We start from the raw sequence: 9,905 nt of genomic DNA, 5'->3' as shown, positions 1-9,905 counted from the left end.
CTTCGGGGGTCGGGAGGGGGCGCACCGGGCGGATGGCGCGTCCCGCCCGTCCGGGGCCTTGCCATCCACTCGGCTCAACCGGGTGGAACTGAGTGTGCTCCTGCCAGGATCCCCGCGCCACCTACGGTTCCGGATCTGTGGACAACTCGTGACCCGGGTCCGCAGCGGCGGAGGCGGCCACCGGACGGCGGGACCGTGCCCGGAGCGGGACGCACCGGGAAAGGGCACGCCGGAGCGGTCGCGCCCCCGGGCACGCGCCCGCCCGATCCGGGCAGGACCGGCCCGGCACGCCGCTCCACCGGCCGGGACGGCCGCCGGCCGAGCCCGCTCGGTGCCCCGGGCGCATCCGCAGGGGCCCGGACCGCCCGCCGCGGACGAGTGCCGGCTAGTTGAGGTTGATCTCGCGGCGGAGGAACGGCCCGCCCGGGAGGAGGGGCAGCGCCGTGAGCACCCGGTTCTCGCGGCGCAGCAGCTCCGCCGCCAGGCGCAGCCGGGCGGCCGCGTGCTCGGCCTCCAGCAGGCGCTGCTTGTCGAACTGGTCGACGATCACCGCGGCCGCGACGGCGTAGGACAGCGCCACGGGTTCGGAGGGGAAGTCGGCCGGCGGCTCGGCGGGCATGCCGATCCCGGTCAGGCGCTGGCAGTAGCGGGCGAAGAGGCGGCCGACCCGCTCGGCGTGGCGTTCGGCGTCCGGCCCGGGCTCCTCGGGCAGCGCGGTGGCCGAGGCCCGGAGGTAGGGGTGGTCGGAGTCGGGATCGACGAACGCGTCGACCCGGAACCGCTCAGTGCCCTCGACCAGCAGGTCGTAGCGGCCGTCCTCGTGCCGGCGCACCGTGCGGACCTCCGCCACGCACCCGACGTCGGACAGCTGCTGGGTCGAGGAGGCCCCGACCTCGTGGCCGAGCTCGATCCCGACCACCCCGAACCGCCGCGGTTCGTCCGCCGGAAGGGCCAGCAGGTCGGACATGAGGTGCCGGTAGCGGTCCTCGAAGACGCGCATGGGCATGCTCAGTCCGGGGAACAGCACGGACCCGAGCGGGAACAGTGGCAGCCGGTGGGGCACGGCACAAGTATGCCCACAGGTCGCAAGCCGTCCACGCCCCCGGACGGCCGCGCGGCGGACGGCCGGAGCCGCGTCCCCACGGCGGCGCGGTCCCGGCCCGCCCCGGGCGTTCAGACCGTGAGGGCCGGCCCCGCCGTCGGCGGGGCGGTCGGGTCGCCGCCGGCCACGTCGGGCATGTCACGCGCGACGAACGTCTCGACGTCGAAGAGGTTGCCCTGGCTGCGGTCCACCACGGCCAGCAGGGTGGACATCTTCGCCACCTCCTCGGTCTGCTCCTTGAGGAACCAGTTGAGGAACTGCTCGCCGGTGTAGTCCTGCTCCTCGCGGGCCGCGCGGGCGAGCAGGTGGAACTGCTCGGTCACTTCGCGCTCCTGGCGCAGTGCCAGCGCGACGAGGTCGCGGGGCGCGTCGAACGAGTTCTGGATTTCCCCGGTGCCGGGAATCGCCACCGGGACGCCCTCGTCGATCAGGAAGCGCACGATCATCATCGCGTGGTCGCGCTCCTCCAGCGACTGCCGGTAGAAAACGCGGGCGAGTTGCGGCAGGTCGCGGTCGTCGAACCAAGCCGCGATGGCGACGTACTGCTGCGACGCGGTGAACTCGTGGCGGATCTGGTCAACCAGGAGGCGGTGGAACTTGGAAAGGCCGTGCGTCGAGGTCTCGGTCGTCGAAGTCATACTCCGACAATAGCGCACGAATAATGCCGTGGCGCTTAAGGAAACAGTAACTTTGACCACTGAGGAAAGCCTTTTCGAATTTCGCTGAGGTAAGGCGTCCCAAAGTTAGGCGACGCTTCTTTGTGGCATTTATGGTGAGGCTTCCCTAAAACGGCGGGCGCGTCCGCCCGGGCCGGCGCCCGCGGCCGAGCGCGGTCCCGGGACCGCCGGCGGCGACACCGCCTCGCCGCAGGTGGGAGCGGGGCGGCTGACCCCTAGAATGAACCCGTGATCTCCCGAATCGATCTCCGAGGCAACCCGGCCGATCCGCGCGGACTGCTCCCGCGCGCCGCCATGGACGTCGAGGCCGCGGCGCAGCAGGTCCGCCCCATCTGCGACGACGTCCGCCATCGGGGCGTCGACGCGCTGATCGAGCTGACCGAGAGATTCGACGGGGTGCGGCTCACCGACATCCGCGTCCCCCGGGAGGCCCTCCGCTCCGCGCTGGGCGGGCTCGACCCGGCCGTGCGCGCGGCCCTGGAGGAGTCCATCCGGCGCGCCCGGCTGGTGCACCGCGACCAGCGCCGCACCGACACCACCACCCAGGTCGTCCCCGGCGGCACCGTCACCGAGCGGTGGGTCCCGGTCGACCGGGTCGGGCTGTACGTCCCCGGCGGCCGCGCTGTCTACCCGTCCAGCGTCGTAATGAACGTCGTCCCGGCGCAGGAGGCCGGCGTGCTCTCGCTCGCCGTGTCCTCGCCTCCGCAGGCCGACTTCGGCGGGCTGCCGCACCCCACGATCCTGGCCGCCTGCGAACTGCTCGGCGTCGACGAGGTCTACGCGGTGGGGGGCGCGCAGGCGGTCGCGATGTTCGCCTACGGCGCGGGTGAGTGCTCCCGCGCCGACATGGTCACCGGCCCCGGCAACATCTGGGTCGCCGCGGCCAAGCGGCTGCTCAGGGGCGTCATCGGCATCGACTCCGAGGCCGGCCCCACCGAGATCGCCGTCCTCGCCGACGACACCGCCGACCCCGGCCACGTCGCCGCCGACCTCATCAGCCAGGCCGAGCACGACGTCGTCGCCGCCGCGGTGCTCATCACCGCGTCGGAGCGGCTCGCCGACCGCGTCGAGGCCGAGCTCGCACCGCGGGTCAAGGCCACCAAGCACAGCGAACGCGTGGCCGAGGCGCTGGCCGGCCCGCAGTCCGGCATCGTGCTCGTCGACGACCTCGACCACGGCCTCGCCGCGCTGAACGCCTACGCCGCCGAGCACGTCGAGGTCATCACGGCCGACGCCCGCGAGGTCGCCGCGCGGGTCCGCAACGCCGGCGCCGTCTTCGTGGGCGCCTTCGCCCCGGTATCCCTCGGCGACTACTGCGCCGGCTCCAACCACGTGCTGCCCACCGGCGGGTGCGCCTGCCACTCCTCGGGGCTCAGCGTGCAGAGCTTCCTGCGCGGCATCCACGTCGTGGACTACGACCGCGACGCGCTCGCCGACGTCGCCCACCACGTCGTCGCCCTCGCCGAGGCCGAGGACCTGCCCGCCCACGGAGAGGCCGTCACCGCCCGCGTCGGGCGAGGGGAGAACGCGTGAACGAGATCGGTCTGGACGACCTGCCCATCCGCGACGACCTGCGCGGCCGCAGCCCCTACGGTGCGCCGCAGCTGGACGTCCCGGTCGCGCTGAACACCAACGAGAACCCCTACCCCCCGTCACCCCGGCTGGCCGAGGCGCTCGGCCGCGCCGTCGCCGCCGTCGCCGGGGGCCTCAACCGCTACCCCGACCGCGACGCCGTCCGGCTGCGCGCGGGGCTCGCCGACTACCTCGGCCACGGCCTGGACGCCCGCCGGGTGTGGGCGGCCAACGGCTCCAACGAGGTGCTGCAGCAGATCCTGCAGACCTTCGGCGGCCCCGGCCGCACCGCCATGGGCTTCGAGCCCTCCTACTCCATGCACCCGATCATCTCGCACGTCACCGGCACCACCTGGCTGCCGGTGCCGCGCACCCGCGACTTCGGCATCGACGTCGAGGCCGCCCGGATCGCCATCGCGGTGCACCAGCCGCACGTCGTCTTCCTCACCTCGCCGAACAATCCCACAGGCACCGCCCTGCCACTGGAGACCGTCGAGGCGATCGCCGCCACGGCGCCCGGGGTGGTCGTCGTGGACGAGGCCTACGCCGAGTTCCGCCGCGAGGGCACCCCCAGCGCGCTGTCGCTGCTGCCCACCCACCCGCGGCTCATCGTCACGCGCACCATGTCCAAGGCGTTCGCCATGGCCGGAACGCGGGTCGGCTACCTCGCCGCGCACCCGGCGGTCGTCGACGCGCTCCAGCTGGTCCGGCTGCCCTACCACCTCTCGGCCGTCACGCAGGCGGTCGCCGGCACCGCGCTGGAGTTCGCCGACGAGCTGCTCGGCGCGGTGAAGCAGCTGCGGGCCGACCGCGACGCGCTGGTCGACTGGCTGCGCGCGAACGGATTCCGGGTCGCCGACTCCGACGCCAACTTCGTGCTGTTCGGAGAGTTCGCCGACCGCACGGCGGTCTGGCAGGGAATGCTCGACCACGGGGTGCTGATCCGCGAGGTCGGCCCGCCCGGATGGCTGCGCGTCACCGTCGGCACCCCCGAGGAGCTTGCGCGCTTCCGCACCGCGCTGCTCGCCGTGACCGGCCGCGGCTGAGTCGAGCCGCGCCGTCCGGCGGCCGCGCCGCCCGCCACCAACCCGCACCACAGGAGAACCCGAACCGACATGAGCCGCACCGGACGCGTCGAACGCACCACCAAGGAGACCAAGGTCCTCGTCGAGATCGGCCTCGACGGCACGGGCGTCGCCGACATCTCCACCGGGGTGGGCTTCTACGACCACATGCTCGACCAGCTCGCCAAGCACGGTCTCTTCGACCTCACCGTCCGCACCGAGGGCGACCTGCACATCGACTCCCACCACACCATGGAGGACACCGCCCTGGCGCTCGGTGCGGCGTTCCGCGAGGCGCTGGGCGACAAGGCCGGCATCCGCCGCTTCGCCGACGCCAAGGTGCCGCTGGACGAGGCGCTCGCCGAGGTCACCGTGGACCTGTCCGGCCGGCCCTACCTGGTGCACTCCGAGCCGGAGAACATGGCACCGCTCATCGGCCGCGACTACGACACCACCATGACCCGCCACATCTTCGAGTCCTTCGTCGCACAGGCCCGGGTCGCGCTGCACGTCCACGTGCCCTACGGCCGCAACGCCCACCACATCGTGGAGTGCCAGTTCAAGGCGTTCGCCCGCGCCCTGCGGTTCGCCAGCGAACGCGACCCGCGGGTCACCGGCGTACCCTCCACCAAGGGAGCCCTGTAGATGGACGGCCTGTGGCCGGTCCTGCTCATCGCCCTGGGCGGACTGCTGGCCGGTGGCGCCTTCTCGCTGTGGAAGGTGAACAAGGTCATCTCGGTGCTGCTCGGCGGCTGCGCGGCACTCGCGGTGGCCTCCGGCGCGCTGCGCCTCGGCTACCTGTGACCCGGCCGCCCGCGGAGCCGTCCGCCTCCGCCCAACCGACACACCGAAAGGCGCGATCCACCGTGCGACCACGCGTCGTCATCCTCGACTACGGATCGGGCAACCTGCGCTCGGCCGAGCGGGCCGTCCAGCGGGCCGGCGCCGACGTCACCGTCACCGCCGATCCGCACGCCGCCCTGGAGGCCGACGGTCTCCTCGTCCCCGGGGTCGGCGCGTTCGCCGCCTGCATGAAGGGCCTGCGCTCCGTCGGCGGCGAGCGCGTCATCGGCAAGCGGCTCGCCGGCGGCCGGCCGGTGCTCGGCATCTGCGTCGGCATGCAGATCCTCTTCGACCGCGGCGTCGAGCACGGAGTCCGCACCGAGGGCTGCGGGGAGTGGCCCGGCACCGTCGAACGGCTGCGCGCCCCGATCGTGCCGCACATGGGGTGGAACACGCTCGACGTCCCGGAGGGCTCCCGGCTGTTCGCCGGTGTCGACCCCGCCGAGCGCTTCTACTTCGTGCACTCCTACGGCGTGCTGGACTGGGAGCTCGCGGCCGACAACCCGCACATCCCCGCGCCGCTGGTCACCTGGGCCCGGCATGGCGAGCCGTTCGTCGCCGCGGTGGAGAACGGCCCGCTGTGGGCCACCCAGTTCCACCCGGAGAAGTCCGGCGACGCCGGCGCCCGCCTGCTCGCCAACTGGGTCGGCACCCTCTAGCGCCCGCTCCCGCGCCGGCCCGGCCGCGCCCGGCGCGGGGCCGCCCGCACCCGCCGCGGCCCGCGCCCGTCCCGTCCACGTCGTCTCAACGGATAAGGCCAGATCGCATGTCGTCCACACTCGAACTCCTCCCCGCCGTCGACGTCGCCGGCGGCCAGGCCGTCCAGCTGGTGCAGGGCCGGGCCGGCTCCGGAGGACAGTACGGCGACCCCGTACAGGCGGCCCTCGGCTGGCAGAACGCCGGCGCCGAGTGGATCCACCTCGTCGACCTCGACGCCGCGTTCGGCCGCGGCCACAACCGCGAGCTGCTGGCCCGCATCGTCGGCGAACTCGACGTCAAGGTGGAGCTGTCCGGCGGTATCCGCGACGACGAGTCGCTGACCGCCGCGCTGGCCACCGGCTGCCGGCGGGTCAACATCGGTACGGCGGCGCTGGAGAACCCGGAGTGGTGCGCCAAGATCATCGCCGAGCACGGCGACCGCGTCGCCATCGGACTCGACGTGCGGGGCAGCACGCTGGCGGCGCGCGGCTGGACCCGCGACGGCGGCGACCTCTTCGCCACCCTGGAGCGGCTGGAGGCCGAGGGCTGCGCCCGCTACGTCGTCACCGACGTCAACAAGGACGGCACCCTCAAGGGCCCCAACCTCGACCTGCTGCGCAGCGTCTGCGCCCGCACCGAGCGGCCCGTGGTGGCCAGCGGCGGCGTGTCCAGCCTCGACGACCTGCGGGCCATCGCCACCCTCGTGCCCGAGGGCGTGGAGGGCGCGATCATGGGTACCGCGCTGTACGAGGGCGCGTTCACCCTGGAGGACGCGCTCGCGGCGGTGCGCGCGTGACCCCGGCGGCACGCGCGGGGCGGGTCCGCCGCGCTCTCGGGGAGGGGGAGGGCCGGTGAGCGTCGCGATCCGCGTCATCCCCTGCCTGGACGTCGACGCCGGCCGGGTGGTCAAGGGCGTCAACTTCCAGAACCTGCGCGACGCCGGCGACCCCGTGGAGCTGGCCCACCGCTACGACGGCGAGGGCGCCGACGAGCTGACGTTCCTCGACGTCACCGCGTCCAGCGCCGACCGCGCCACCACCTACGACGTCGTGCGGCGCACCGCCGAGCAGGTGTTCATCCCGCTCACCGTCGGCGGCGGGGTGCGCACCCCCGACGACGTCGACCGGCTGCTGCGCGCCGGCGCCGACAAGGTCGGCGTCAACACCGCGGCCATCGCCCGCCCCGAGCTCATCGCCGAGATCGCCGAGCGCTTCGGCCGGCAGGTGCTGGTGCTCTCGGCCGACGTCCGCCGGGCCGCCGACGGGACCGCGACCCCCAGCGGCTTCGAGGTCACCACGCACGGCGGCCGGCGCGGCACCGGCCTCGACGCCGTGGAGTGGGCGGCGCGCGCCGCCGAACTCGGCAGCGGCGAGATCCTGCTGAACTCGATGGACGCCGACGGCACCAAGGCCGGGTTCGACCTGGAGCTGATCCGGGCCGTGCGCGCGGTCGTGGACATCCCGCTGATCGCCAGCGGCGGCGCCGGCCGGGTCGAGCATTTCCCGCCGGCCGTCGACGCCGGAGCGGACGCGGTGCTGGCCGCCTCGGTGTTCCACTTCGGCGAGTTCACCATCGCCGACGTCAAGGCCGAACTGCGCGCGCGGGGGTACGCGGTGCGCTAGGCGGTCCGGTGCGCCTGCGCTGCGCTGCCCGTACGGGCGGAGGGCTGCTCGCACCGGGCCCCGGGCGGTCCCGGCGCGCAGCCGGGCGGCGCGGGCCGCACCTGGTACACCAGGTGACCGTGCTTGTCCGGGGCCGGTGGCCGTGTGCGGCCATCCGGCCCGCACCGCCGCTGCGGGTGCGAACTGCGCCGGAATAGTCGGTGTTCTCCCAACGCTGAACAAATCAATACGCTTCGCGGCGAAGGTCGCAGTAGCGTGGTTGCGGTGTGCCGCTCCTCCGCGGGCGGCCACCGTCGTGTTCAGGGCCGCGAGGACGCTGGGGGAGACGCATGTCACCGGGGGTAACGACCGAAGAACCCGAAGTCGACTCCCCTGACGCCCCGGTGTTCCGACGCGGTATGCGGGTCCTGTGGGTGGCCATCCGCACCGAGCCGGCCGTGTTCGCCGTCGCCGCCGTCGGCAGCGCGCTGCACGCCGGAGTCACCGTCGGCTCGGCCACGGTCCTCGGGCACGTCACCGACAACGTCATCCTGCCGGCGTTCGCCGAGGGGCGCACCACGGCCGCCGCGCTCGCCACCGCCGCCGCCCTGCTCGTCGGGGTCGGCGTGCTCAAGGGCCTCGGACTCGCGGCCCGGCGGCTGTACGCGGGGCTGATGCAGTTCCGCATGCAGGCCCGCTACCGCCGGGCGGTGGCGCGCAAGTACCTCCAGCTCCCGCTCTCCTGGCACCACCGGCACCCCACCGGCCAGCTCCTCTCCAACGCCAACGCCGACGTCGAGGCGGCCTGGCAGCCGCTCGCGCCGCTGCCCATGGTCATCGGCAGCGTGTTCATGCTGGCCGTGGCCGCCGTCGCCATGGTGGCGACCGACCCCGTACTGGCCCTCGTCGGGTTCGTGGTGTTCCCGGTGCTCGCCGTGGCCAACTACGTCTTCCAGCGCCGCGTCTCGCCGCTGGCCACCCGCGCCCAGGCACTGCGCGCCCAGGTCAGCGAGGTCGCCCACGAATCGTTCGACGGGGCCCTCGTCGTCAAGGCCCTCGGCCGCGAGGACACCGAGGCCGAGCGGTTCACCGCCGCCGCCCACCGGCTGCGCGACGCCCAGATCCAGGTCGGCAGGCTCCGCGGCATGTTCGACCCCGTCATGGACGCGCTGCCCAACCTCGGCGTCCTCGCCGTCCTGCTCATCGGAATGTCGCGCATCGCCGACGACGCGATCGCCGCCGGGGACCTCGTCCAGATCGCCTACCTGTTCACCCTGCTGGCCATGCCGATCCGCGCGCTCGGCTGGCTGCTCGGCGACCTGCCGCGCAGCGTCGTGGGCTGGAACCGCATCCAGGCCGTCCTCGGCGCCAGCGGCGGCACCACCTACGGCGACGCGGCCCTCACGGGCACGGGCGGGGTCCGGATCAGCGCCCGCGGGGTCCGCTTCTCCTACGCCGACACCTACCGGGCCGGGGAGGCCGACCTGTCCGGCGGCACCGAGGATCCGGACGCGACCGGCCGCGACCTCGCCTCCGGCGACGGACCCCGGGACGCCCGCACCGCCGTGCTGCACGGCGTCGACCTCGACGTCGACGCCGGACGCACCGTCGCCGTCGTCGGCCCCACCGGCTCCGGGAAGTCCACCCTCGCCACGCTGCTGATGCGCCTCGTCGACCCCGACAGCGGCGCCGTCGCCTTCGACGGCACCGACCTGCGCGACCTGCGGCGCGGCGAGATCGCGCGGGCCGCCGCCCTCGTGCCGCAGAGCACCTTCGTGTTCGAGGACACCGTGCGCGGCAACGTCACACTCGGCGCCGACATCCCCGACGAAGATGTCTGGGCGGCGCTGCGCCTCGCCCGCGCCGACTCCTTCGTCGCCGCCATGCCCGAGGGGCTGGACACCCGCATCGGCGAGCGCGGCACCACGCTCTCCGGCGGGCAGCGGCAGCGCCTCGCGCTGGCCCGCGCGGTGGTGCGCCGGCCCCGCCTGCTCATCCTCGACGACGCCACCTCCGCGGTCGACCCGCAGGTGGAGGCGCAGATCCTCGCCGGCCTGCGCGAGACGGAACTCGACTGCACCGTCGTCGTGATCGCCTACCGCAGGGCCACCATCGAACTCGCCGACGAGGTCGTCTTCCTGGACGACGGCGTCGTCACCGACCGCGGCACGCACGCCGAGCTTCTGGAGCGCTCGCCCGGCTACCGGCGGCTGGTCACCGCCTACGAGCGCGCCGCCGAGGAGCGCACCGCGGCGCGGACCGCCGCCAAGAGCGCCGGCGGCCCGGTCGACCCCCAGGAGATCGCCGACACCGAGGAGCTGCTCGGATGACCGCCGTCACCCGCACC

The 9,905-nt window shown here is 73.9% G+C and carries 10 protein-coding genes; 8 read left to right on the top strand and 2 right to left on the bottom strand.

Annotation, left to right across the window (positions count from 1 at the left end; genetic code table 11):
• Window positions 1–385 precede the first annotated feature (385 nt).
• Window positions 386–1,063, bottom strand: coding sequence for an LON peptidase substrate-binding domain-containing protein (locus DEF28_RS23250; RefSeq protein WP_114398522.1), 678 nt, complete (start codon window positions 1,061–1,063; stop codon window positions 386–388).
• Window positions 1,064–1,173: 110 nt separating this feature from the next.
• Window positions 1,174–1,740 (bottom strand): ferritin, encoded by a 567-nt coding sequence (locus tag DEF28_RS23245; RefSeq protein ID WP_114398521.1) that lies wholly within the window; start codon window positions 1,738–1,740, stop codon window positions 1,174–1,176.
• A 267-nt stretch (window positions 1,741–2,007) separates the two neighbouring features.
• On the opposite strand from DEF28_RS23245, the gene hisD reads away from it, so the two are divergent.
• From hisD to DEF28_RS23210, 8 genes are all read left to right on the top strand, one after another.
• Window positions 2,008–3,312, top strand: coding sequence for a histidinol dehydrogenase (gene hisD / locus DEF28_RS23240; RefSeq protein ID WP_114398520.1), 1,305 nt, complete (start codon window positions 2,008–2,010; stop codon window positions 3,310–3,312).
• Entirely contained in the window at window positions 3,309–4,397 is a 1,089-nt protein-coding gene (locus DEF28_RS23235; protein WP_114398519.1) for a histidinol-phosphate transaminase, read from the top strand. Before hisD ends, DEF28_RS23235 begins: the two co-directional genes overlap by 4 nt.
• 69 nt (window positions 4,398–4,466) lie before the next feature.
• Window positions 4,467–5,060: an imidazoleglycerol-phosphate dehydratase HisB gene (gene hisB, locus DEF28_RS23230; protein WP_114398518.1), complete on the top strand. Its 594-nt coding sequence runs from the start codon at window positions 4,467–4,469 to the stop codon at window positions 5,058–5,060.
• A complete protein-coding gene (locus DEF28_RS28155; RefSeq protein WP_181874330.1) occupies window positions 5,061–5,219 on the top strand; it encodes a hypothetical protein in 159 nt (52 codons plus the stop codon).
• A gap of 62 nt (window positions 5,220–5,281) precedes the next feature.
• On the top strand, window positions 5,282–5,917 hold the full coding sequence (gene hisH / locus DEF28_RS23225; protein WP_114398517.1) for an imidazole glycerol phosphate synthase subunit HisH: 636 nt from the start codon (window positions 5,282–5,284) through the stop codon (window positions 5,915–5,917).
• A gap of 107 nt (window positions 5,918–6,024) precedes the next feature.
• Window positions 6,025–6,753, top strand: coding sequence for a bifunctional 1-(5-phosphoribosyl)-5-((5-phosphoribosylamino)methylideneamino)imidazole-4-carboxamide isomerase/phosphoribosylanthranilate isomerase PriA (priA, locus tag DEF28_RS23220; RefSeq protein ID WP_114433437.1), 729 nt, complete (start codon window positions 6,025–6,027; stop codon window positions 6,751–6,753).
• Window positions 6,754–6,808: 55 nt separating this feature from the next.
• Entirely contained in the window at window positions 6,809–7,579 is a 771-nt protein-coding gene (gene hisF, locus DEF28_RS23215; RefSeq protein ID WP_114398516.1) for an imidazole glycerol phosphate synthase subunit HisF, read from the top strand.
• A gap of 329 nt (window positions 7,580–7,908) precedes the next feature.
• The gene (locus DEF28_RS23210; RefSeq protein ID WP_114433435.1) at window positions 7,909–9,888 is read left to right on the top strand and encodes an ABC transporter ATP-binding protein; all 1,980 of its coding nucleotides are present in this window, start codon (window positions 7,909–7,911) and stop codon (window positions 9,886–9,888) included.
• Window positions 9,889–9,905: the final 17 nt, after the last annotated feature.

It is taken from the genome of Marinitenerispora sediminis (assembly GCF_003336425.1).
In the GTDB taxonomy this organism is placed as follows: Bacteria; Actinomycetota; Actinomycetes; order Streptosporangiales; family Streptosporangiaceae; genus Marinitenerispora; species Marinitenerispora sediminis.
This window is presented reverse-complemented; position numbering and strand designations above follow the sequence as displayed.